The sequence below is a fragment of the Anabaena sp. CCY 0017 genome (genome assembly GCF_963920885.1).
GTDB lineage: Bacteria > Cyanobacteriota > Cyanobacteriia > Cyanobacteriales > Nostocaceae > Nodularia.
Window position 1 is genome coordinate 243206 of sequence record NZ_CAWUDG010000001.1, and the last position, 25290, is coordinate 268495.

The window sequence follows — 25290 nt, forward strand, 5'->3', positions numbered from 1 at the left end:
CTAAGAGTATTTGCCTAGTGCTAAGTTGGAGTGGAAAAGATTGGCGGTGAATATAGGAATCAAGTAATGTCCCTGATATTGACATTTTTGGGCAAAGGCGGTGTAGCGCGGACTAAAATTGCGATCGCCGCCGCCAAGTTATTGGCAAGCCAAGGCAAGCGTGTACTTCTAGCAGGGTTGGCAGAACCAGTTTTACCCATTTTACTGGATCAGACCCTGACTGCTGATCCCCAGGAAATTGCGCCCAATTTACAAGTGGTGCAGTTTCAATCATCTGTATTGCTAGAACGCAACTGGGAAGAAGTGAAAAAACTGGAGGCGCAATACCTCCGCACGCCTATCGTCAAAGATGTTTATGGTCAAGAACTGGTAGTATTACCGGGGATGGACAGCGCCCTGGCCTTGAATGCTATCCGCGAATATGAAGCCAGTGGCAAATATGACGCGATTATCTACGATGGCACAGGTGATTCCTTTACCCTGCGAATGCTAGGGATGCCAGAATCTCTGAGTTGGTATGTACGGCGATTTCAGCAATTATTTGTTAACTCAGATTTGGGAAAGACTATTGCGGAATCGCCTTTAATTCAGCCGCTAATTAGCAGCTTTTTTAATGTCAACTGGACAGCAGATAACTTTGCTCTCCCCACCAACCAAGTGAATAGTTTTTTAGATAAAGGAAAAGCTGCCCTTGCTGACCCCAATCGCGTTGCTGCCTTCTTGGTGAGTACAGCAGACCCCCTAGAAGTGGCAAGCTCCCGTTATTTGTGGGGTAGCGCTCAACAAATTGGTTTAACCGTTGGTGGTGTAATTTTGATATCACCTGAGCCAAACGTCAACCTGTCAGAAGAGTTTACACCTCTAACTGTGAGCGTTGTTCCTGACTCTCCTACAGGCGAATGGCAACCTTTGATAGATGCTCTACCCAACTTTACCGAACAAGCACGACAGGCTCCCAAACCCATAGAAATTGACATCCACAATCGTCAAGTCCGCTTATTCTTGCCAGGATTTGACAAAAAGCAAGTCAAACTTACCCAGTATGGTCCCGAAGTTACAATAGATGCCGGAGATCATCGGCGTAATCTCTTCTTACCCCCAGCATTAACTGGCAGACAAGTTACTGGAGCCAAATTTCAGAATAATTATTTGATAATTTCTTTTTAAGTCCGGCTGGGTAGAGGGGATGAGGTATTGAAAAAATTCTTTCCTATTCCCCATTTCCCATTTCCTATTCATAAGTAAGTTTAGTTTTATGTCAGAATCAACCCCAATTAACCCTAATTCCCAGCCAGCAGAGGCGATAGAGTCAGTGAAACCCAACGAGGAAATTACAGCAGTTGCCGATCGCAGTGCCAAGGCTCGGCAATTACTAGGCATGAAAGGCGCAGCAGCAGGGGAAAAATCTATCTGGAAAATTCGCCTGCAACTGATGAAACCTATCACCTGGATTCCTCTGATTTGGGGTGTGGTCTGTGGTGCGGCTTCTTCGGGTAACTATACTTGGACACTAGAAAATGTCTTGATGTCAGCAGCTTGTATGTTGCTTTCAGGGCCTTTACTCGCAGGTTATACGCAAACCTTAAATGAGTATTATGACCGAGAAATTGATGCGGTGAATGAACCATACCGTCCCATTCCTTCCGGTGCAATTCCCTTACCTCAAGTGATTACACAAATTTGGGTATTGTTAATTTCCGGAAATCTTCTGGCTTTTGCCCTAGATGTTTGGGCTGGTAATGAATATCCGACGATTACAACTATAGCTATACTGGGTTCCTTTATTGCCTATATTTATTCTGCGCCCCCATTAAAGCTGAAACAAAACGGTTGGTTAGGCGGTTATGCCCTTGGTGCTAGCTATATGGCTTTTCCTTGGTGTACTGGTCATGCGCTGTTTGGTGAACTCAATTGGAAAATTGTGGTGATTACCGTGGTTTATAGCTTGGCTGGCTTGGGTATTGCCATTGTGAATGATTTTAAGAGTGTGGAAGGCGATCGCCAGTTCGGATTAAAATCATTACCTGTGATGTTTGGTGTCACCAGAGCTGCTTGGGTCTGTGCCGTGATGATTGATGTCTTTCAAGCTGTGATTGCAGTTTATCTCATCACTCTTCACGAAAACTTGTATGCTGCTATTTTGCTACTGTTAATCATCCCGCAAATCACCTTCCAGGATATGTATTTCCTGCGTGACCCCCTCAAAAATGATGTGAAATATCAAGCCAGCGCCCAACCGTTCCTAGTATTGGGAATGCTTGTAGCTGGTATAGCTCTGGGTCATGCTGGCGTTTAATTGTCATTGCTCAAGGGGAAGAAACTTCTCTCCTGCACCAAATTTATACCTCTGTAGTCAGAAGTAAATAATGAGGAGTTAGGAGTTAAAATACTTCTAACTCTTAATTTTTATCAGGACTTACCGTGTTAGAGTTGACAAATTTTCTGATTCGGGGAATTCAACCATTATTAGTCCCTATTTGCTTTGTTGCGGCTTGGACTGTAATTATTTTGCTGGTAGGGAGTCTTTGGACAGCAGTTCGAGATGGTGTCAGCACAGCCAAACAAATGCATCAAATTCCCTGTGCTAACTGCCAATTTTTTACCGACAATTACCGATTGAAATGCACTGTACACCCATCCACCGCTAGTACAGAAGAGGCTATTGACTGTTGTGACTATCAACCAAAGACCAATCCTATGCTCTACTAGAGATGACACTTAAAAATTGATGCTAATTCAAAAGCTTAACGACTGTCAAGAATTTATTGCTGGGGATAATACCATTCTACGGGAACTACTGCATCCCGATAAGCAACCCCTGGCATTAGGCTATAGTTTAGCTCACGCAACGTTGCCAGTGGGAAAAACTTCTCAACCCCACTCACTTACTACTTCAGAAGTTTATTACATTCTGAGTGGCAAGGGAGAAATGCATATTGATGATGAAACTCAAATTGTTGAACCAGGAGACGCTGTATATATTCCTCCTAATACACGACAATTTATTCGTAACTCTGGTAAGGAACTCTTGGTCTTTATTTGTATTGTAGATCCAGCATGGCGTAAACAAGATGAAACAGTCTATGAAGAAATAGTTTAGTTGGAAGCTACTTCTCTTTTACTGAGCCAAATTACGAAATCATCTGAATGAATTACAATCTCCTTACCCAACGTTTTGATATACACAAGTCCATTGCTAATGTTTAAATCTCTAATTGGGTACCAAGATTCTCGTTTTTGGATTAAAAGCTCCAGGGGAATCCCTGATTTTAAAGTATTTTTGCGATATTTCCACCAAGCTCTCCAGAGCATCACAGATTGAGTGCAATGTGCCTTATAGCCTTGGGGAATTTGAAAGTATAGATACTTATAAAAACCACGTTGGTCTATTTCTAGTACTCCTTTGAGCAAATAATTGTGATCTGCTAAGGCTTCATTCATCAGTTCCCAATGAGATGACTTTGGATTAACCCAGAATTCAGATACTGAGTTATTTAGTTTGTATGTAGCAATCACTCCTTCAGTTTTAGCGGTTAGTTGGTTACTTTTATAGACGGTTTGTGCTGTCAAAGAAGGGTTTGACAACAAAACATCTTTCTTTTGGGTAGAACTTTGTACGAACTCTCGAATTAAATCTAGACTAGACAGCATGAACTTGTTTTATACTCGATGTTGTGGTGTAAAGGAAGTACTCACACACTGCAAAGAAGTAACAATATTAAACTTTGATTTAAATTTCTAAATTTTTGATAACTGGTGTAAATATTGGTACTAATTCCGGACGACTTACAACCAAGGTAGGGAAAGAGCGATCGCTATAATCTTCTCCTGATGACAAAGGAAATGGTTCATCCTTCAGAGGTGTCCAAATACCACCAGCAGCCTGAACAATTACCCAAGCCCCGGCGATGTCCCAAACTTTTGGTGTGGCTTCAATACCACCTAATGTCGCTCCTGTAGCAACTGTGAGAAAATTATAGCTAGCTACACCCAGCATCCGAATTTTGCAGGGAAAGCCTGTTTGAATAACTGAGGTGCTACGGGAACAGAGGTTAAAAAAGTGATTTTTACTAACAGCATCATTACTGCTATGGATGGGGTGGTGGTTAAGAAATGCCCCAGAAGGTGTTGACAATCCCGATGAACCTGCCCAAAAACCATGAAAAGCTTGAGCTAGTGGTGGTAAGTAAATATAACCAAAAACGGGAATGCCTTGATATAGCAATCCCAGTGAAATTGACCAAATGGGCAGACCCCTCGTAAAGTTGGTCGTGCCATCAAGAGGGTCTATTACCCAGCACCATTCCGTACCAGGAAAAATTTTGTCACTTTCTTCGCTCAAAATGCCATAGCCAGAAAAACGAGCCGCTATCGCATCCCGAATTTCCTGATCTGCCCATTTGTCGGCTCGTGTGACTAAACTACCATCAGCTTTTTGGTCAGCTTGGACTTTACCAAAATCTTGCATAAGTTGCTTTCCCACTCTGGTCGTGGTGGTTTCGGCAAAGTCCAGAATTGTTGTCCAAAAATCATTCATGAATTAATTCTCTCGCAAAGAGGCTCCTAAGCCAAGACAAGATACGTATATTTACATAACTAGTCTAAATCATTTTCTAAAACAGCAGCGATCGCTTGTTTAGCATTCCTTTGAAATTCCTTCACATTGACTCGGCGGAGGAACCCAACAGCCAGCAACATTCCCAACGCTTGGATAGCAAAGACTAAACTATAAGCCATAACTAGTTCTGGGAAAATCCTTTTGCCCAAATCCAATATTGCGCCGCCACTCACCGTCGCCACACCCCGCGAAATCGCCTGGGCTAAACCCCACGCCCCGATAAATGTCCCAGCAGTCTCTGCTGCGGTTAAATCTAGCATCAAGCTGATAGCCCCCGTGGTAGTAACACCAGAAGCTAAACCGAAACAAAATAACGCGCTCCTGAGCAGTTGCTGATTAGCAGTGAATCCCGATGAAATCACCAATATAAAGGAAAAAGCCACCAGAAAACATCCCAATCTGGTAGTCTTTTGTTTACCTATGCGTGGCACAACTAAAAATCCTGTGGAAACCAGACCAATCAGCGTCCCCACTCCAGAATAAGCATTAAGTCTAGTACTTTCTGATACAGACATTCCAAAAACTTCACCACCATAAGGTTCCATCACAGATTCTTGCATAAACAAGCTGATGGTCATCACCAACAAAAAGCTAAAAAATAAACCTGTTTGGCGGCTAGCAGTCAGTACCTTGAAAGCTTTTTGCAGAGTAATTTTGTCTTCCCGTTCTACCGCAGTCGAGCGCAAGCGGTAGCGAGAATATTTTTTTTCTACATTATATGTAGATAGTAAAGATAGCCCAAAAACCCCGGCAGGCAGGACTAAAAATACAAGGTTAATCGAGTTTTGCAGTGCTGCTAACTTTTCAGGTTGACTGTAAAAAGATGTTAATGTTGTTCCTAGTAATTCCTGTCCAGTTGTCTCTGCTGGCAATAACAGCGAAATAATGATTGCACCGATGACAATCCCCACTATTAACATTGACCAGACGACACCAACTAATTGAGAACGGTTGTCTTCGTCGGAAACATCGACTAGCAAAGCTGCAAAGGGAGTAGAACTAGAACTCAATGCCAATCCATAGAAGGCAAAAATCCCTGCTAACAGAGCAATCCAGCCATAAGTTGGCAAAGTCCAACCCTGAGCATAAAAACTAGCTCCTAATTGCCAGGTTGCTTGTACAGCTAAAAAGGATGTAATCACAAATACAGCCGCACCGAGGCAAACGTAACCAGTGCGATGATATCCCAGGAAGGGTTTAGCATCCGACATTTGTCCAAACCATAGCCTTGCAGGCGCAACTAATTGGTGCATAGCTATAGTTCCGGCTACCAACGTCGCTGGAATCGCTAATTCTTTAATCATAATCCGATTCAGCACTCCCAGAGTCAGAACTGACATGATGCCTAATCCCATCTGAAATAAGCCGAGGCGAAACATGGTCAGCAGGTTGACTTTGGGTAAAACCTGGGAGTTTATTGAAGAATCAAATACGTCACCACTTGCCATAGATACTTTTTTATTTGGTTTACTGAATCTAGTCTCTACTTAAATAAGGATAAACCGTTCAATAAAACTTAACTCCCAAATTCCCAAATTATTCACCAATTTGGGTAAATATAAATGTATTATTGATATCTAAGTATGTCAAATATTACTCAGGTTATCAGGTATATGGAACAAATATTAAACGAATACTGTAGACAAACTCATCCTGGACTGCTGCTCCTGAGTATGCCGACTGGATTTGGTAAAACCTACAACGTCCTCAACTTTATCTATTCTAATTACCAAGAATTTGCCCAGCAAAACAGAAAAATAATTTTTATTACCAACCTCAAGAAAAACTTACCAATTAACGAACTAAAAAACCGTTTCATTGCTGACGGAAATAAAAAAGAATTTGAAAATCATGTTTTATTTATTGATTCTAACGTTGAGACTGTTATTAACAACCTACTCGCCATTGATCATGAAATTCCTGCTCACTTTAAGACAGAAAACTATAAAAAGCTCAAGTCTCATATAGAAATAATTCAAAATAATAAATTTAATAAAACAGTTAAAGAAATTCTTGAAAAAGAAATTAGCCAAGATATTGAACCAAAATTTCGACGAAGTATTCAAAAAGAATTAAAAAAAGACTTCAAAACAAAAAAAGCTCGGCTGTCAGCCACCAAAAATGATCAAAAATATCAATGGATTGGAAAATTATATCCCGCAGTATTTACAGATGAGAAAACGGTTTTTTTTCTTAGTGTAGATAAGTTTGTCGCTCAAAATAGCACTCTTATCGAGCCATCATATTATTTTAGTGAACGCTTTATTGATAAAGCCCTAATTTTTATTGATGAGTTTGATACAACCAAAGAAGCTGTACTCAACAATATTATTAAATCAGGCTTACGACATCGCGTGGATCTTCTTGATTTATTTTTAAACATTCATAATCATCTGATGCAGAACGAATGTCCTGAATTGCTTATTAAAGAATCCGAATGGCTCAATAAAAAATCTTCAGGTAAAAATTGGTTATCCCCACGACAAAAGATTGAATCTTTCAAACAAAAAGCTAACGACATATTCAATATATATAAATTACAGCACACTTGTAAATCTCATTACGAATTTTCGACAAAAAAAAGGAACTTTTTGTTTTATGATTATCAATTCCATAATGTCATGGATCGTCATCAGCGTATTGAGATTATACAAGATGCACAAAACCTGACAAATTGGATTAAGGGTTCTGATACTAAAAACAAAAAAACTGGTGTTGATATTCACCAACTGCTGAATAAGATTACCGGATTTTTAACCTACTTTCAGACAGGAATTAAGTATTTAGCGGATAACTATCGTCATCTGAAAGAGGAAGATCAAAGCATTCAGGAAACATTTACCCTGGAATTTGCAGTTAAGACGGTTCTTAATAATTTTCGTCTTGATGATACAGATGTCGAATTTTTGACTAGTAAAATTTTGGAAGATGACTTTGCATATAACTATCCAACGGACAAAGGAACAATCCAACGTCAAGGATTTTATGATACAGGATTTCGTTACCATGATATCGTCGATAGTGATGAGCATGATACGTTATCGAAAATATATATGTTCAACTTTAGCCGCACACCTGAATCATTTTTGGCTGGAGTTTGCTCAAAGGCTATGGTAGTTGGTATTTCTGCAACTGCTGGACTCTATACAAACATTGGAAATTACGATCTTGAATATCTAAAATCCCGTTTAGGAAATTCATTTATACATCTTAAAGACGATGATATTATTCAACTCAAGGATGCCTATTCTGAAGCAACTCAAGGATATGATCAAATCAAAATAAAACCTGAATTTATTGGTACAGATTCACAAGAAGAAGCAATTAAACAGCTTGTAGAGCTTTTAAATGATCAAGAAGCAGCCCAAGCTCTATTGAACAAACTTCGCCATCAAATGAGTGATGATGATGATAAGAGTATTGAATTTTCATTTTGCCGTTATGTAAGAGCATTAACTGCATGGAAATATTTTTTAGATAACCCTGATTGTCATGCCTTTCTTTGTCTGTTTAATAAATTTCCGAAACCTTCTGATCCAAATTTCGATTTGAATATATTATATGAATATACAAAATACTTATTAGAAGGCAGAAAATATATCATTGATGGGAGTGTGGAAGATACTATTTTTGTGCTTAATTCAGATAATTTTAAGGAAAAAAAACAACAACTGCTGAATGAACTAAAAGATAACAAACGCCGATTTATTATCTCTGCTTACCAAACAATTGGAGTTGGGCAAAATTTACAATTTCCCATTCCTTCTGACCTAGAGCCATTACATATCAATAGTTTTCCCAAGCATTCGGATATGGATATAAATGGGATTTATCTAGATAAACCCACCCATCTACTTGTTAATATTTATGGAGACAAACTCAAAGATGATGATTTTATAAAATATATTTTTCAATTAGAATTTCTTCGGGAGAACGGAGCTATTTCACTAAACACATTTAAGAGCAAGTTGGATGCAGGCTTTCAAAGATATATAGGCAAATATCTACCAAAAAGAAAGGCTGAAGATTCAACCAAATTACATAATACAGACGCTTATTCACGCTTCTTGAATAAAATAATTATTCAAGCACTAGGTCGGATATGTCGGACTAATATGAAAGCTCCAAAAATTCATATTCTTGCTGATGCTTCAATCAAAAAACATCTCAACCGATTCTATCTACCTAAAGACATAATTCCTGTTCGTGAATATACTGCTCTGCTGGAATTAGTTGGTGAATCGACCAATCAATCAGAAGATTTGATAGAAGCGCAACACCGTGCATCTCACAGAAGTAATCAGACTTCTGCTTACATACGCCGCAAACTAAATCTACCGTGGACAGCTATAAGTGTTAAGGAATGGCAGGATTTAAGAGAGCAAGTTCTCCGTCAACCCGCTATTGCTCAAGAGTCAGAATGCAATGATAACTGGAATATTATTTACCTTAAATTACCCAAACCAGCATCTTCATATCTATATTCAGAGAAAAATGATTATGGAGAGATTCAAGTTTTCTTCTTTGAAGAATGCGGAAAAGAATCAGTGAAACAAGTAAGTGAAAAAACAGCCCGTCTTGCAGAATTGATGAAAATTGATATTTTACGTAAACTATTCATTAATTCTGGCTGGACAACTAGCTTCCCTGAATCTGAACTCATGCTGACACCTCCGATGTTCAATAATATTTATAAAGGAGCATTAGGCGAGGTATGCGGTAAACATATTTTGCAAAGTCTGTTAAATATTAATTTGCTAGAACTTAGCGTAGATGAATTTGAAATGTTTGACTTCAAAACAGATCAGAACATTTATGTAGACTTCAAGTTATGGAATGATCAGATTGCAGTATCATCTGAAGAATTAATTGAAAAAATTCGTGAAAAAATGGAGATAGTTAAAGCCGAAAAGGTTTTGATCATCAATATTCTTGGTACTTCAGACACAGCATTTCGTCCAACTACGTCATTTCGTGGCAAAATTGTCGAAGTTCCTTATCTATGTAAAAATGGTAGAATTGACGGTTCAGCAATTGAATATATTCGGAAGAATTTTTTAACATGAGCATTTTCACCAACAGATTAAAAATAGATTTTCATATTGATGCTATTGAGAGAGACTTTGTTTTTATTCGATTAAAACGAGAAAAAAATGGCAACTGGTGGGGAGCAGAAGAACTAGACCGTATTATTGGTGATGACTATAAAGCTATGTCTGTTGGCTATGCTCAATATGCTTATGCTATGTTTGAAAAAAAGTCAAATAATACTAATCAATTACTTCAAAAACTCAGAACAGATCCTAAATTTGGCGATGTAGCTGCAATTGAGGTCACGCCAGAGGCTGTTTATAAAGGTAATGATGAATGCATCTGTGGAGTAACACTAGCTCGCTTATTAATGAATTCTTTGGGTTCATCACGCTCAAGATTTAAGCAACGACATTTCTCAAATCTTACTGGAGCATTACTTAAAGTTCCATCTTTGACAAATAAGCTTAATGATGTAATTCCTGTTGCTGAAATAGCTCTTAGTCCTGCTGATAGTAAAAAAAACGAATTCTTATTGAATATTAGTGTAGTCTCTTACCGCAAAAAAGTTTCCATATTAAAAGAAGATAGAGGTACGAAATCAAAAAAAATTCCGAAAAGACCCGAATATGTGTTCCATAGTGGCACAGCATCTTTGAGAAGGTGGCTTCCTTCTGACGGTAAAGACCCAGATGCTACAAAGACTTACATAAAACGAGGTAAAGCAGGAACAAAACTGCATACTAATTTCCTTGAGTTTAAAACTATAAAAGACTTTGAGAACAGCCGAGCCGGGATTTTACAGCAAGTTTTTCAAAATATCCAAGACCATCTATCTGAATACATGAGAGTTGATTTCTCTCCCCTTGAAATCGACCACAGCATTGAACTAAAGAAGACTTTACTTAAAAAACCAAAAGAACTTCATTCAAAACTTGATGGACAACCAATAAATATAGTTGATACAGTTAATGATGAAGACTCTGCTGATTTAGTAATTAAGCTGAAAGAATCGCTGCGTCCTTATATCACTAATGAAAAGCTAATTACTGATGGTAAAGGTGATAAACAAGGCGCTCTAAATTTTAGAATTATACATGATGCCGACTTTTATGAACAAAAGGAGCAGAAGGACGAATATCTCCCTTCAACAGATAAATTTCAGAGACAGCACCTCACAATTGAATCAAGCAGAAATATCTCTGACGCTATTGTTAAAACAATTATCAAGGAACAGCTTATCAAACGTGATATTAGCACTCGAAAATTGAACCTGTTTGAGTGGGATAAACTGCAATTAAGTGGAGTTTGGACTTTTGCTGCTTGGGATGAAGATGAAAATGATGAAGATGAAAATCACGTTATTTTTATGGAGATTCAACCCAATGGTGATTTTGAATTTCATCAAATAAAAGGTCAAGACATATTTAACTGGCAGAAGTTTAAAACATATCAAAATTCCATGACAGATAGTAGCTCTGGAGCTAAACTTAGGAACTTAGAAGGTCTTGTTATTTGTGATACAGGGGATATAAATCAGATATTTCGCACCAATGAAATCACCATTCCTGACCTTTCTAAAATTGAAACTATTCTCAAAGAAGTTGAAACAGAACTTCCCGAAAACCAGCGAAGTGGAAACGCTTTGGCTGATATAGTTGAAGACTTTTTGCAAGAAGAATCTAAGCTTGATATTGAAAAATTTAAATCATTCTCATCGGAACTGAGAAAAGTTGGTAGGGAACCTATATCAAAAGCAGATTTCAAATCTTTAATCGCACAATACCTGGGAACAAAAAGAAAAGTGGGAGACAAGTACATTGATGTAAGTACAACGCGTGAGGCTACTAATTTTAGAGATTACCTTCTAGAAAAACATCAAATTAGATTGAAGTTGCCCCAGGATAACCAGAGTAAAGATGATTTATTCGATGCTTCTCTCAACATAAAATATTTCGGGGAAACGGAAAAAGAAGCTTATTACTTTGTTGGAGACCGAAGAGAAAAAGTACAATTTTCTTTCAAAGATGCCTGTCATCTCCGTAAAATCGTTGCGGTAGATGACTCGAAACTGATATTCACACAACTCCTTCCCACTATGGATGTTGATTTTGTCCGCACGGGACAAAGTACCGTAATCCCTTTTCCCTTTAAGTATATTAGGGAATATCAGAATTTTGGAGTTGCTAAATGACTCTATGAATCAATATGAATCAAGTGCTGTAGGGTGTGTTGTCGCGCAGCGCAACGCACCGTCAACAATTTAAGGTGGGTTACGCTATCGCTTTAGCGCAGCCATGCTCCTTGGGCTATACCCACCTTACTGGACTGACAAGCCTAAAATAGTGCATCAGCATAAATATTGTAGGGTGGGTTTATAGCCCGCCCAAAACAGGCAAGATGCCTGTTCTACAAAAGAAACATAATGCAACATTTTAAGCTTGCCACGCCACTACGGGCTAAAATTTGCAGAGGTTAGCTAGTTCAGAAAATCAACACATTTGTCAATTTTGTTAGTAGCGATAAACTATAAAGGTAAAGAAATGTAAATAAAATATATATTGCCACGTGGAAAATATCACATTAGGACAAAATGGCCCCAGTGTTACACCCCTTTGTATTGGAACTTGGGCTTGGGGTGATAAACTCTTTTGGAATTATGGCGATGGCTATGGCCCTGAACAGTTAGAGGCAGCTTTTACAGCAGCATTAGAGGCTGGGATAAATTTCTTTGATACTGCGGAAATTTATGGTTTTGGACTGTCAGAAGAGTTATTAGGGCAATTCATGCAAAAAGCCCAAAAACCTGTGCAAATGGCGACGAAATTTGGCCCTTTACCTTGGCGATTTACAGGTCAATCTGTCTCGGATGCTTTAACGGATAGTCTCAAACGCCTACAAGTAGCGCGAGTTGAACTGTATCAAGTCCATTGGCCATTTACCTTCTTTTTAAGTCAGGAAACTTTGATGAATACCCTAGCAGATGAAGTGAAGCAGGGTAGAATCGGCTCAGTCGGCGTGAGTAATTATTCAGCTACTCAAATGCGAGAGGCGCAGCAAATATTAGCGGCGCGTGGAGTACCTTTAGCTGTGAACCAAGTCCGCTACTCGTTGCTAACGCGTCAAATTGAAACCAATGGGATTTTAGCTACAGCTCGTGAGTTGGGCGTAACTATTTTGGCTTATAGTCCTTTAGCTCAGGGATTACTCACTGGTAAATATACACAAGATCAGACTGAAACCCCCGGTGGTGCGAGGAAGATAGATCCACGATTTAGTAAAGATGGGTTACAGAAAATTTCCCCAGTCATTTCTTTACTTAACAGCTTGGGAGAAAAATATGATCGCACTCCTGCCCAAGTAGCCCTCAATTGGTTAATATCTCAAGGAAATGTGATTCCTATTGCTGGGGTAAAAAATGCCCAACACGTCAAACAAAATGCAGGCGCTTTGGGCTGGACATTAGACACTGATGACATTGGGCAACTAGAACAAGTCAGTCGCCCTTTTCAATGAGGTTTGAGTTGCGAGTTTTGAATTAAAAACTATCTTCAAGTTTAATTCAAAACTCAAAACTTTTACTCAGCACTCTCTTGTACAGACGCGATAAATCGCGTCTCAGCACTTAAAAAGCGGTTTATTCTCTACCTGCATTTGAAGATGACACAGAAGTGTCGCGGCGACTACTGCTATTTGTCCGTAGCTTGGGCTTGGGACTACTTCCGTTGCTGTCTGATTTGTTCCAGGAGCGATTTCTATCGCTAGAAGATTCACCACCACGACGCTTGGCCAATTTTGGCTTGTTGGAAGGTGCGTCATCTTGGGGATCTACGCCTGATTGCAACCAAGCTGGACGAGTTTGATCATAAGCAATTTGTAATGCAGCTGCGGCGATCGCATGAGCATCATATTCTTCAATCAGTTCGCTGACTATGGGCAAGAATGAAGCTAAACGTTCGCCAGTTAAGGCTTCTTTCACTTGTTCTTGCAATTTCAGGATATGTCGTGCTTCAATCTGCGCCCGTGTGGGAATCGTCAGCAATTGCCAATTTTGGCGGTTATGGCGCTCAAATGCCTGCTGTTTGCGACGTTCAAAAGGTTGTACCAAGGAAATTGCAGTACCTTCCTTTCCAGCCCGACCAGTACGACCAATGCGGTGAACATAGGTTTCAGCGCTATCTGGTAAGTCGAAGTTAATTACATGGGATAGTAGATCGACATCTAACCCCCGTGCCGCAATATCAGTGGCTACCACCCAACGCACTTGACGATTCCGGAATCGATTCAATAATCGCTCCCGCGCCTGTTGGGATAAGTCACCGTGGTATTCGTCCACACTGTGACCGGCTCCTTGCAGTAGATTGGTGAGTTCTGCGGCTGTCCGTCTGGTACGCACAAAGATTAAAGCTGTTTCTGGATCTTCCATTTCCAGAATCGGCTGCAATGCTTTGGCTTTTGTCCAATGACGGGGGATCAGATAAGCTACTTGATTAATTTTGTTGGGTGAAGCTTTTGGCTGCTCAACGGTAACTGTAGCTGGATTTCGCAAGAATTTGTTCACAATCATGCGAATCGATGGTGGCATTGTCGCCGAGAATAAAGCTGTTTGGCGCTCTTTGGGGGCTTGAGACAAGATTTTGATCACGTCATCAATAAAGCCCATGCTCAACATTTCATCAGCTTCATCCAAAACAAACCACTTGACTTGATCAAGCTTCAAACAGCCCCGATCTAGTAAGTCGATCATTCGTCCTGGTGTACCCACAACCATGTGAACACCACGTTTGAGTTGCATCATTTGGCGTTCAATTGATTGACCGCCATAAATTGCTAGAATCCGCAATCCTTCATCGCCGACAAATTGGTTGATGGCATCGTGAACTTGAATTGCTAACTCACGGGTTGGGGCTAGTACCAAGGCTTGTACAGCTTTGTGATTAACATCTAGCTGTTCTAAGATTGGCAGGGAAAATGCTGCTGTTTTGCCTGTTCCGGTTTGGGATTGACCCACGACATCCCGACCTGCTAGCAGTTGGGGAATGGCTTGAGTTTGAATGTTTGTAGGTGTGGTAAAGCCGATGTTTTCTAGTTGCTCAACACGTTTTTGTGAAATACCTAGTTCTTGAAAGGAAAGTGTCATTAATTCTCCTAGATTTTGTTTTTTGGTTTGGAATTTTTAAATCTGACGGCATTTGCATTTAGTAGCCAGATTTAAAGCAAGTGTGTGAAACCCTCTTTTGGCAGAGGGAGTGTTAGCGTAGCGTGTGGTAAACACGCAATAGTGTGGAAAGAGGGTCAGCGATTTGACGTGACTTCTCTTTTGTCCGAGACCCTGCGTTCACGCAGTGCTGGACTCACCCTGCGGCCTCTACTTGTGGTAACTATTAACAACTTGACCGTAGAGGTCATAAGTATCAGCGCTATGGATCGCTACTGGCACGATGGTTCCTAATTTTGCTTCCCCATCGATATAAATCTGACCATCGACTTCTGGGGAAAACCTACCTGAGCGACCTATGAGCTTTCCAGTTTCAGGGTGTTCTTGCTCAATCAGGACTTCAACTATTTTGCCGATTTCCTGTTGATTTTTTTTACCCGCAATCGGCTCTTGAAGCGCCATTAATCTATGCCAGCGCTCATCCATCACGGATTGGGGTAACTGATTGGCTAGCTTATAAGCGGGCGTTCCTTCTTCCGGTGAAAAAGTGAATACTCCAACATGGTCAAATTCGTGTTTCTGAACGAATTCTAGTAGATGCTCAAAATGCTCTGCGGTTTCTCCGGGGAAACCAACTATAAATGTTGTCCTGAGTACCGCATTTGGTAGGGCTGCTTTGATGCGTTCAATAATCCCATCATTTACCCGTCCTTGCCAGGGACGATTCATTGAGCGAAGAATATCTGGATGAGAATGTTGAAGGGGCAAATCTAGATATGGTAAGACGTTGTGGGTTTCTTGGATTGCCTCTATGACATCTGGGGTTAACCCGGTGGGATATGCATAATGCATTCTGATCCACGGTACATCTACTTTACCCAAAGCTCGAAGTAATTCGGCTAACTTTGGCTTTCCATAGATATCTAACCCGTAATTGGTGGTGATTTGGGAAATTAATATAATTTCCTGCACCCCTTGGCTAGCTAACTGCTCCGCTTCAGCAACTATAGATTCAATAGTACGCGATCGCTGGTTCCCTCTGAGATAAGGAATAATACAAAATGCACAACGATAATCACATCCTTCGGCTACCCGCAGATAGGCAACGCCTTCGGTTGTAGTGCGATAACGCGGTGTAGTTTCGTCGGCGATGTAGGTTGGTTCTAGACTAACCTCTTTGACCTGCTCACCTTGTTCTACACGCTCAATTACATTAACAATTTTGTGATAATCACCAGTGCCTACCAGTGCCACTGCTTCGGGCAGTTCTTCTAATAATTGTTCTTGGAAGTGCTGCGCCATACAGCCAGTGATCACGACTTTCTTGTTGGCTTCTGCCAGTTCTACTAAAGTTCTGACAGATTCTTGTCTTGCTGCTTCTATAAAACTACAAGTATTAACTATAACGTAATCGGCTAACTCTTCATTTGTATCTACACCATAGCCCGCTTCTGCAAGCAGCCCCAGCATATGCTCTGTATCAATTCGATTTTTTTCGCAGCCTAGGTGCGAAATTGCAATCGTTGGCTTTTCACCCATATTTTGAAAACATTTTCTGTTTTTTGTAGTCAGATAAGCAAGTTGCGATCATTTCGCTCCTTGTGATACACACCTTTACATAGTCAAGGCTAGAATAACAGGTTTCCACTGCCAGCTACTACCTGTCGGTATATGACATGGTTAGTTTCCGGCCATGTTATGATATTTGTACTATTTAGTCTATTTCCCAGGGTAAGGTGAGTGTCTTTGAGTACAATTGACACTTGTATTTTTTTTAACAATTTTTCTGTTGGTATTTTTCATTACCGCAGCGTGTGTTTTGTTAATTTACCCGTCGGGAAGCCGCCCAAAGGGCTTGTTGTGAGAAGTCGCTACCCCCAGGGAAACCGCGCTCTCTGGGTAGTTTTTCCACCCAGGAGTACGAAACCACGCCTAATAAAGCAGTAATGCTACCCTAACGTTCAGGCTTTGCCGACGACTATGCGCGGACGAGTGCCTAAACCGGGGAAAGCTGCCTTGCGTCTTGTGAGTGGCAAACTCCTCTTCTAGCCTAGTTTTATCTTAACATATCTTAGGGGAGGTTTTACGATAATTTCCATCCTAGGGAAGAGGTAGTAAGACAACCAAACTTAAAACACATTTGAGCAATTAGTTAAAAGTCAAGAGGAGCCAGCGCCATCAGCAGGTTCGGTTGACTTGAGGTGACTGGCGTTCAATAGTCAATAGTCAAACTAATTCTGGACTCTCGACTGGTGGACACTAGACCCCGCAAAGCGGATTAAAGACGTGGATTTATATCAGTTATTTAAAACTCGAACACCGATTATTGGCGTGGTTCATCTACTTCCACTGCCCACCTCGCCCCGTTGGGGAGGTAATCTGAAAGCGGTAATTCACCGTGCCGAACAAGAAGCCGCAGCCTTAGCCAGTGGTGGGGTAGACGGCATTATTGTGGAAAACTTTTTTGACGCGCCCTTTGCCAAAAACCAAGTTGATCCAGCAGTTGTGAGTGCCATGACTGTGGTCGTGCAACGCATCCAAAATTTGGTGGCACTACCCATAGGCTTAAATGTTTTACGGAATGATGGCAAAAGTGCAATGGCGATCGCTAGCTGTGTGCGCGCCGAATTCATTCGCGTCAATGTATTGACAGGGGTAATGGCAACTGACCAAGGATTAATTGAAGGAGAAGCTCATCAATTACTCCGTTATCGGCGAGAATTGGGCTGCGATGTCAAAATTCTAGCTGATGTGTTGGTGAAGCACGCCCGGCCATTGGGTTCCCCCAATCTCACAGTTGCCGTAAAAGACACCATTGAAAGAGGTTTGGCAGATGCCGTCATTTTGTCTGGCTGGGCTACCGGTAGCCCTCCTAATCAAGAAGACCTGGAACTAGCTTGTGGTGCGGCAAATGGAACTCCAGTTTTCATTGGCAGTGGAGCCAATTGGGAAAATATTGCTACACTTATGCAGGCAGCAAATGGTGTAATTGTTTCCAGTTCTCTCAAGCGCCACGGTCGAATTGAGCAACCAATTGACCCAATTCGCGTCAGTCAATTTGTAGAAGCCGCCCATAGTCTTTGGAATTCTCCCGGTGAGATTCAATCTATTTCTCCACCCATGAAAATACATTCTTAGGGAGCAAGAGGCAGGGGAGCAGGGAGCAGGGAGCAGGGGGGAAAGATTGTGAGTTCCCAATGATTAATGACTAATGACCAATAACTAATGACCAATAGCAGTTTATGATTCGCCGCCGTTCTACTCCTTGGATTCACAAATGGTCGCGTCCATTGATTGCCGCGATCGCTGGACTTGGTGCCTTAACTACAGGTTATATCGCCATCGAAAAGCTCACAGGAGGCACTGCCGCTTGTGTAGCCGAAGCAGGAACCAAAGGCTGTAATGATGTCCTTTCCAGCCCTTGGGCAACCATACCAATCTTTGGTGGTCAGCCGTTAGCTTTATTTGGGTTGTTGGCTTATGTGAGTATGGTGATTTTAGCTCTTACTCCCTTAGCATGGAAACCAGATGATAAAAATAGCCAGAAAAAACTGGAAAACTCAACTTGGTGGTTGCTGCTGGTAGGAGCGATCGCGATGTCGGTTTTCAGTGGCTATTTAATGTATGTTTTGGCGTTCCAAATCCAAGCCGTTTGTTATTACTGTATTGCTTCCGCTTTGTTCTCGTTAAGTCTTTTAGTCTTGACGATTATCGGTCGTTCTTGGGAGGACATAGGGCAAATCTTCTTTACTGCCATTATTGTGGGGATGGTAACTTTGATTGGGACTTTAGGTGTTTATGCTGGCGTGAATACATCAGGTGTAACATCAGACTCAACTCCTGGACAAGCTCAAAAAATCACCTTTATACCCAAAGAACAACCTAATCCAGCTTTTGGTTGGGAAATCACCACTACCTCTGGTGAAGCAGAAATTGAACTAGCACGCCATCTGGCGACCACAGATGCTAAGGAATATGTTGCCTATTGGTGTCCTCATTGTCACGAACAAAAACAACTATTTGGCAAAGAAGCTTACCAAATTCTTGAAGAAAATCAGATTCCAGTAGAATGTGCTGCTGATAGCCCTAAAGGTCAACCAGAAGTTTGTCAAGCAGCGAAAATCGAGGGCTTCCCTAGTTGGATTATTAATGGTCAAATCTATAGTGGAGTTCAAAACCTCGAACAACTGGCAAAAATTTCTGGTTATACAGGCCCCAGGAACTTCAAGTATTTCCGATAATTGCCGGCAATAAGTCTTTTTTGTCATCAAAACTCGGATTAAATATAGTCAACTGGTTGACGTGCAGCTAAAGTCTGTCCCAGTTGACTTTTTTGTGGCTATATTTTAAGTGCTGAGTGCTGAGTGGGGAGAGTTCTGAGTTTAAAACCAGTTACTATAAATCCTAAAAAAAGGTTTGTGAAGTTGAATAAGCAATAGATAATATAGCGGTTTGTAATTGAGTGCAATATGCCTAAAGGAAGAAAATATTAATTAGATAATCATGTTTTTTTTACGTAGCTATACTTACGATAAATAAGTTTATTTAAATAAAAACAGCTATATTTATATTTAACTTGTAAGGAACATAACTCAAGGGGAAAAATTCTTAGAAACTAAATCAATTTTATATCAAGACTATATTTGCTAGCTAATTGATAGCTATGAAAATATTTTCTCTGCTAGGTAATGGGCATGATTAAGCATCTAAATAAATGTCTTGTCAAGTTAATTGTTAAAGTCAAACAAACCCTTGGTCGAGGACATAAAGAATTGATTACAGCCTTTGCTGTTGCGGCTTGTATTTTGATTTTGCGTTCTGTGGGATTGTTGCAATCCTTAGAGTTAGCAGCCTTGGATCAATTGTTTTACTTACGTCCAAATGAACCACCTGATACTCGAATCACTATTGTCGCCATTGATGAGGCTTCTTTAAACCACATAGGTTCCTGGCCAATTCCAGATGGTGTGATTGCTGATTTATTACACAAGTTACAAGTCTATAAACCCCGTGCTATTGGTTTAGATATCTACCGGAATTTGCCAGTCAAGTCTGGTAACGACAAACTGGTTGCAGCTTATCAGTCAATGCCTAACTTGATTGGCAATAAACTGCTGACAAATAATCAAAATGGTATTGTTTCACCCCCACAAGAACTGAATCATGAGCAAGTGGGTTTTAATAACGTATTATATGATTCTGATGGCAAAGTACGTCGCAGCTTGTTATATTGGCACGTTGGTCAACAGCCACACGAAAGTTTTGCTTTGAAGCTGGCTTTATTGTATTTAAAAGCGGAAGGCATTACTCCCCAAAGAGCAGCTCATAATTCTGAGTATTTACAGTTGGGGAAGGCGGTATTTACTCGTTTTAAGAGCAATGATGCTGCTTATGTCAGAGCTGATGCTAAAGGCTACCAAATTGTGTCTAACTTTCCTAAACCAGCTTGTCACAGTTCATCTGTAGAATCTTGTGGTTATCGTCAGGTGAGTATGAGGGATGTGTTGGAAAATAAAGTTCCTCAAAGCTTAATTAGCGATCGCATTGTACTCATTGGTTCTACTGCTCCTAGTATCCAGGATTTTGTGTTTATTCCTCATTCTCTGCGTTTTATAGGTACAGCAAAGCCTATTCCTGGTATCCAACTACAAGCTTATTTTATTAGTGAGTTAATCTCAGCAGCTCTAGAAGGGCGACCATTACTCAAAATCTGGTCTTCGTCATGGGAATGCTTATGGATTTTTACTTGGTCTTATGTGGGATCTGTGATCACATGGCGAATACGATACCCCATTCAAAGCATCCTCAGTACCTTACTATCTTGCTTGGTGCTGATTCTATTTACTTACTGGGCGTTTTTATCCGGTTGGTGGATACCAATCATACCAGCGTTATTAGCTTTTAGCATTTCAGCTATTTGGATTACTTCTCATCTGGCTTATAAACAAGATGAGTTGAAACGTTCTAAAGAATTTTTGCAGCAAGTGATCAATACGATCGCTGACCCGATTTTTGTCAAAAATGAACAATATCAGGGGATTGTTTTGAATGATGCCTATTGTCAATTAATCGGTTATCCCAATACTGTATTACTTGAAAAGTCAGACTATGATCTGTTTCCGCAACATGAAGCTGATGTGTTTCGACAACAAGCTCAACTGGTTTTCAAAACTCAGAAACCCCAGGAAAATGAAGAAGAATTGACGGATGCTACAGGTAATACTCATTTCATTGCTACTAAGCGATCGCTCCACAAAGATGCAGCTGGGAATTTCTTTTTGGTAGGAGTTATCCGAGATATTACACAGCGTAAGTTAATGGAAGAACAACTTAAGCGCACTGCTGCTGAGTTATACCGTTCCAATCATGAATTAAAGCTGCAAGAAGACCACTTACGTTATCTGGCTGATCATGATCCTTTAACAGGCTTAACTAATCGGAAATATTTTGCAGAACAGCTGCACAAATCGTTAATTTGGGCGCAAAATCATAATTTATTCCTGGGATTGCTGTTTATTGACTTAGATGGCTTTAAGCAAATCAATGATACTTTAGGACATGAAATAGGCGATCGCCTGCTAGTATCCATCGCTCAAAGACTCAGTAATACTTTACGCGGTAGCGATACTGTGTGCCGATTAGGTGGTGATGAATTTACAATCATTTTACGAACAATTCCTGACGTGCAAGTAGCAGCTAATATCGCTGAAAAGATTTTAGCCAGAATCGCCCATCCCATTGTTTTGGAAGAATGTAATATTATAGTCTCCGCCAGTATTGGTATTAGCATATATCCAAATGATGGGCAAGATGCTGAAACACTGATGAAACAAGCAGATGCTGCTATGTACAGTGCCAAGCGCCTCGGTAAAAATCGTTATGAATTTGCTTAAAAAGTTATAAATAAAAATAAAAGAAATTCTATTAACAGGTTTTAAGTAAAATTACGGTTGCAGTAGGAATTTCATCTAAAGTTTATTTGTATTTGGCGTTATGGATATTTTTAGGTAAGTAGACGACACGCTAGGGGCGCAAGGCCTTGCGCCCTTACAACTTAAGGATTTTATTCCTTAGAAGTCCCTTATATTCGCCCAAAACTTTTAAAACAGCCTCTTCATTACGTATTTACACTGTCATAAAATAAAGTTTTAGTAAAGATTTCTAACTTTAGGCAGATGTTAAAAATGCTTAATAAGCATATCACTAAAGTATCAAGAATAATTTGCCAGCTACTAAGCATTTGTCACAGTAGTTATGTATTTATTTAAGATTTAATTTTTTAGACAAATAACTACAACTGCTGTAGATAAAGAACATCCATAAACAAAATTAATCCTTACGCACAAGTAAGGAAAAAACGTAGCCGCTACTGCGGCTATGGAACAGGATATTACAGAGGACAGAGAATAGATCCATTTACTGTCTAAGTGGTAATACTGCGCTTGTTGAAGTGAGGCTTCTGTGATCACCTTCGTCAACCAAGAGCTTTTTTACATAAGTTATGAAAATCAAAATTCATGGAATTCACCAAAACTTATGGGAAGGAAATTGAGAATTATGAAAGCTGTGATATTTTTTATCAGTGTTTATTTGTTAGTTCCTAAAATAATTGATATCACAGTCAGCGTTAATGCTATGACGATTAATGAGTTAAATTCCTCTGACAGTATGAGTTTAACAACTTATGAGGATTTTCAAGAGATATATATTCCACCAAATTATGGCGGGCCTGATAGTCAGAATGGTAGTGGTACAAGGTGATATGGGAAAGGGCTGAGTCCTGAGTGCGGTAAAGCCCTGCGGACATGGCTGCGCTTAAAGCGGTAGCGGGGCGTTTAGCCCGTGCTGAGTGCTGAGTGTTGAAATAGTCCTTATTTACACCCTGCTGTACTAGTAAGAATTCCATAGAAAATTTCTAATCTTGTAAGATTAAAGATTTCTGCCATTGGCGTTTTTGTACCAGTGTATGGACTTCCCAATCAGGGTTTGGTTGAGGATAGTCTAGGCGATAATGTCCGCCCCGGCTTTCAGTTCTAAAAGCTGCACTTTTGAGAATTAAATCAGCTACATCTAGTAAATTACGGGTTTCTGCCCATAGTCGCAATTGCCTTTCTACATCTGGGATGTCGAAATGCACTGGTTCGTTGGAATTTAAAGAAAGTAAGAATTGACTCAAAGGTAAAGCCGCAAAATCTTGTTGCCAAGATTCAACAGTAGCGATCGCTGTTTCTAAACCTGACTGTTGCCGGCAAATCCCCGCACTTTCCCAAACCAAACGGGGTAGCTTTTCTCTAAGTATTTCTAGCTGGGTTTTTTGGCTTTGCCATTCACTAACATCGGCGCTAAATTCTCGTAATGGCAGCATCGGAACTGCTGAGGGTGGTGTAATATCTGCTAGATCAAGATTAGCCATTTGTGCGCCAAACACAATACATTCCAGCAAAGAGTTACTCGCCAAACGATTCGCCCCATGCACTCCAGTGTTGGCCGTTTCTCCCACTGCATACAAACCAGGAATGTTTGTGCGGTTCATTAAATCAGCAACAATACCACCCATCCAATAATGGGCAGCCGGGGCTACAGGAATGGGTTCGTGGAAGACATCAATACCCCAATATTGACAAACCTTCACAATGTTGGGAAAGCGATGACGAATTTTTTCTGGGGGTATAGGGCGCATATCTAACCAGACATGGGCAGTAGCCAGATCGACTGCGGTGTGTTGCAGATGGCTGAAAATCGCCCTACTCACGACATCTCTGGGTGCTAGTTCACCCGCAGGATGATAGTCAAAGGCAAAACGCCGCCCTGTGTCATCAACCAGATGTGCGCCTTCACCTCGTACAGCTTCACTAATCAGAAAGTGGTCTGCACCCGGTTTAGTTAGGGATGTGGGGTGAAACTGTACAAATTCTAAATCCCGGAGGATCGCCCCCGCCCGCCAAGCGATCGCGACTCCATCGCCTGTACTCACAGCTGGGTTAGTGGTTTGGGCAAATACTTGTCCACCGCCACCAGTTGCCAAAATCACGGCACTAGCTCTGATCCAGGTAATTTTACCTTGATAAAATAGGCTAATTCCTTGACATCTTCCAGTTTGGGGTTCAATCCACAAATTCAAAGCTAAAGCTTGCTGGATGACTTGAATGTTTTGGCGACGTAATACTTGGGTTGTGAGGGTAGTAGTCACTGCCCTACCTGTAGTATCGGCAGTATGAAGAACGCGATGACGAGAATGGGCGGCTTCTAAAGTTAAAGCTAAGGATTTACCGTGACGGTCAAAAGCCACTCCCAAGTTAACCAGGGATTGAATACACCGAGGGGCTTCTTCAGCCAAAAATTCTACGGCTGGGCGATCGCACAAACCTGCACCGGCGTGTAATGTATCTTCAACGTGCAGCGAAGGCGAATCTTCCGGATCGATGGCGGCCGCAATGCCGCCTTGCGCCCAATCACTGGCAGATAAAGACACAGTTTCTTTAGTAATCAAGCCGACTCGCAAGTTTTCTGGTATACACAGTGCTGTGTACAGTCCAGCAGCGCCAGCACCGACTACTAAAACATCAAATTGGCTAGGAATATCTATTTGAGGCAAAGTCAAACAATTTTGGGTTTTAGATTTGGGATTTTGCTGAAGCAGCGCGGTCTTCTCCCCAGGGGAGAGGCTAACGCCGAGGAAGTTGCCCTGATCAAGCACTGCTGTAGAACCGCTTTACACGGCTTCTCGTCGATTCGCCGCAGGGTTAGACTCACAGATAAAAGGAATGAAGGAAATGGGAAAAGGAGATAATTCCCCGTTTCCCAAGCCCGATTTACTTTTTAGTTATCTGTAGATCCCGTTGTTAAAGCGATCATCTCCGGCGTTGAAGATAACATCTAGTTCGGTGACAGTGAAATTATCTAAGTTGGTTTGCAAAAGTTGTTTTTGGCGATCGCTCAATCCTTCCAAATCCAATACATCCTCTACGTTCTTGTAAGGAGCATTAAGGACAATTTTCTTAGCTAGGGTAGGATACAGACCAGGAAACTGTTGAAAAGCTCGCACGTTGGTATTATTCAAATCAACTTTTTTACCAAATGCTGTCCCTAACTTTGCGTCAGCTCCATTCTGCCTTTCAATTGCTAAAACTGGAACTTGTGTAAAAGCAAAACTGTTGATATTGGCAGCAGTGGCTATCTGACTTGTGTTGAGCGCAGATGCAGCAGGTGTTCCCAGCCATCCCCAAGAGCCAATTAATAAGCTAAATACTGTTAATAAACGTACCAATGTTTTCATCATTTTTCTCCTTCTTTCCATCAAACTGAAATAACCACGTTAAGTCAAATACTCTCAACTTTAAGCTGAATTCAAACCTATGAAGTCAAGCACAGTGATTAGGACTGTGAGCTTCTATTTTGTCTTAGCCTGAGAATAGACACTTTGAGTGTATATTCTCTTGGCTCCTTCACCTGGGGTTGAGAGCTTCTGGCTGACCAAGCCCCG

General features: G+C 40.7%; 18 protein-coding genes. 11 read left to right on the top strand and 7 right to left on the bottom strand.

Annotated features, from left to right (window positions below; genetic code table 11):
• Window positions 1–66: 66 nt before the first annotated feature.
• From ACM0OW_RS01100 to ACM0OW_RS01115, 4 genes are all read left to right on the top strand, one after another.
• Window positions 67–1167, top strand: a complete 1101-nt coding sequence (locus ACM0OW_RS01100; protein WP_414548194.1) for an ArsA family ATPase — start codon at window positions 67–69, stop codon at window positions 1165–1167.
• An 88-nt stretch (window positions 1168–1255) separates the two neighbouring features.
• Complete coding sequence (chlG, locus tag ACM0OW_RS01105) at window positions 1256–2296, top strand: chlorophyll synthase ChlG (protein WP_414548195.1); 1041 nt, start codon at window positions 1256–1258, stop codon at window positions 2294–2296.
• Between the two features lie 125 nt (window positions 2297–2421).
• Window positions 2422–2709, top strand: coding sequence for a hypothetical protein (locus tag ACM0OW_RS01110; protein ID WP_414548196.1), 288 nt, complete (start codon window positions 2422–2424; stop codon window positions 2707–2709).
• A gap of 19 nt (window positions 2710–2728) precedes the next feature.
• On the top strand, window positions 2729–3100 hold the full coding sequence (locus ACM0OW_RS01115) for a cupin domain-containing protein (RefSeq protein WP_414548197.1): 372 nt from the start codon (window positions 2729–2731) through the stop codon (window positions 3098–3100).
• Here ACM0OW_RS01115 and ACM0OW_RS01120 read toward each other — a convergent pair.
• From ACM0OW_RS01120 to ACM0OW_RS01130, 3 genes are all read right to left on the bottom strand, one after another.
• A complete protein-coding gene (locus tag ACM0OW_RS01120; RefSeq protein ID WP_414548198.1) occupies window positions 3097–3651 on the bottom strand; it encodes a hypothetical protein in 555 nt (184 codons plus the stop codon). The genes ACM0OW_RS01115 and ACM0OW_RS01120 overlap by 4 nt on opposite strands.
• A gap of 79 nt (window positions 3652–3730) precedes the next feature.
• Complete coding sequence (locus ACM0OW_RS01125) at window positions 3731–4537, bottom strand: inositol monophosphatase family protein (RefSeq protein WP_414548199.1); 807 nt, start codon at window positions 4535–4537, stop codon at window positions 3731–3733.
• 59 nt (window positions 4538–4596) lie between these two features.
• Window positions 4597–6066, bottom strand: coding sequence for a BCD family MFS transporter (locus ACM0OW_RS01130; protein ID WP_414548200.1), 1470 nt, complete (start codon window positions 6064–6066; stop codon window positions 4597–4599).
• 165 nt (window positions 6067–6231) lie between these two features.
• Here ACM0OW_RS01130 and ACM0OW_RS01135 point away from each other — a divergent pair, with 165 nt between their 5' ends.
• The 3 genes from ACM0OW_RS01135 (at window position 6232) to ACM0OW_RS01145 (ending at window position 13165) form a co-directional block, all read left to right on the top strand.
• Window positions 6232–9684, top strand: coding sequence for a hypothetical protein (locus ACM0OW_RS01135; protein WP_414548201.1), 3453 nt, complete (start codon window positions 6232–6234; stop codon window positions 9682–9684).
• Window positions 9681–11843 carry a hypothetical protein gene (locus ACM0OW_RS01140; protein WP_414548202.1) on the top strand — a complete coding sequence of 721 codons (2163 nt, stop codon included), beginning with the start codon at window positions 9681–9683 and terminating at the stop codon, window positions 11841–11843. The genes ACM0OW_RS01135 and ACM0OW_RS01140 overlap by 4 nt, the downstream gene beginning before the upstream one ends.
• Window positions 11844–12217: 374 nt before the next feature.
• The gene (locus tag ACM0OW_RS01145; protein ID WP_414548203.1) at window positions 12218–13165 is read left to right on the top strand and encodes an aldo/keto reductase; all 948 of its coding nucleotides are present in this window, start codon (window positions 12218–12220) and stop codon (window positions 13163–13165) included.
• Between the two features lie 121 nt (window positions 13166–13286).
• On the opposite strand, the gene ACM0OW_RS01150 is transcribed toward ACM0OW_RS01145, so the two are convergent.
• Together ACM0OW_RS01150 and rimO are read right to left on the bottom strand one after the other, a co-directional pair.
• On the bottom strand, window positions 13287–14789 hold the full coding sequence (locus tag ACM0OW_RS01150) for a DEAD/DEAH box helicase (RefSeq protein ID WP_414548204.1): 1503 nt from the start codon (window positions 14787–14789) through the stop codon (window positions 13287–13289).
• 228 nt (window positions 14790–15017) lie between these two features.
• Window positions 15018–16346 carry a 30S ribosomal protein S12 methylthiotransferase RimO gene (rimO, locus tag ACM0OW_RS01155; RefSeq protein ID WP_414548205.1) on the bottom strand — a complete coding sequence of 443 codons (1329 nt, stop codon included), beginning with the start codon at window positions 16344–16346 and terminating at the stop codon, window positions 15018–15020.
• A 747-nt stretch (window positions 16347–17093) separates the two neighbouring features.
• Here rimO and btpA point away from each other — a divergent pair.
• The 4 genes from btpA (at window position 17094) to ACM0OW_RS01175 (ending at window position 22568) form a co-directional block, all read left to right on the top strand.
• The gene (gene btpA / locus ACM0OW_RS01160) at window positions 17094–17945 is read left to right on the top strand and encodes a photosystem I biogenesis protein BtpA (protein ID WP_414548206.1); all 852 of its coding nucleotides are present in this window, start codon (window positions 17094–17096) and stop codon (window positions 17943–17945) included.
• Window positions 17946–18049: 104 nt separating this feature from the next.
• Window positions 18050–19048 (top strand): vitamin K epoxide reductase family protein, encoded by a 999-nt coding sequence (locus ACM0OW_RS01165; protein ID WP_414548207.1) that lies wholly within the window; start codon window positions 18050–18052, stop codon window positions 19046–19048.
• Between the two features lie 453 nt (window positions 19049–19501).
• Window positions 19502–21700 carry a CHASE2 domain-containing protein gene (locus ACM0OW_RS01170; RefSeq protein WP_414548208.1) on the top strand — a complete coding sequence of 733 codons (2199 nt, stop codon included), beginning with the start codon at window positions 19502–19504 and terminating at the stop codon, window positions 21698–21700.
• Between the two features lie 664 nt (window positions 21701–22364).
• On the top strand, window positions 22365–22568 hold the full coding sequence (locus tag ACM0OW_RS01175; RefSeq protein WP_414548209.1) for a hypothetical protein: 204 nt from the start codon (window positions 22365–22367) through the stop codon (window positions 22566–22568).
• Between the two features lie 154 nt (window positions 22569–22722).
• Here the strand turns inward: ACM0OW_RS01175 and nadB are convergent, their stop codons facing one another.
• Together nadB and psbU are read right to left on the bottom strand one after the other, a co-directional pair.
• On the bottom strand, window positions 22723–24402 hold the full coding sequence (gene nadB / locus ACM0OW_RS01180; protein ID WP_414548210.1) for an L-aspartate oxidase: 1680 nt from the start codon (window positions 24400–24402) through the stop codon (window positions 22723–22725).
• A 228-nt stretch (window positions 24403–24630) separates the two neighbouring features.
• The gene (psbU, locus tag ACM0OW_RS01185; protein WP_414548424.1) at window positions 24631–25083 is read right to left on the bottom strand and encodes a photosystem II complex extrinsic protein PsbU; all 453 of its coding nucleotides are present in this window, start codon (window positions 25081–25083) and stop codon (window positions 24631–24633) included.
• Between the last annotated feature and the right edge of the window lie 207 nt (window positions 25084–25290).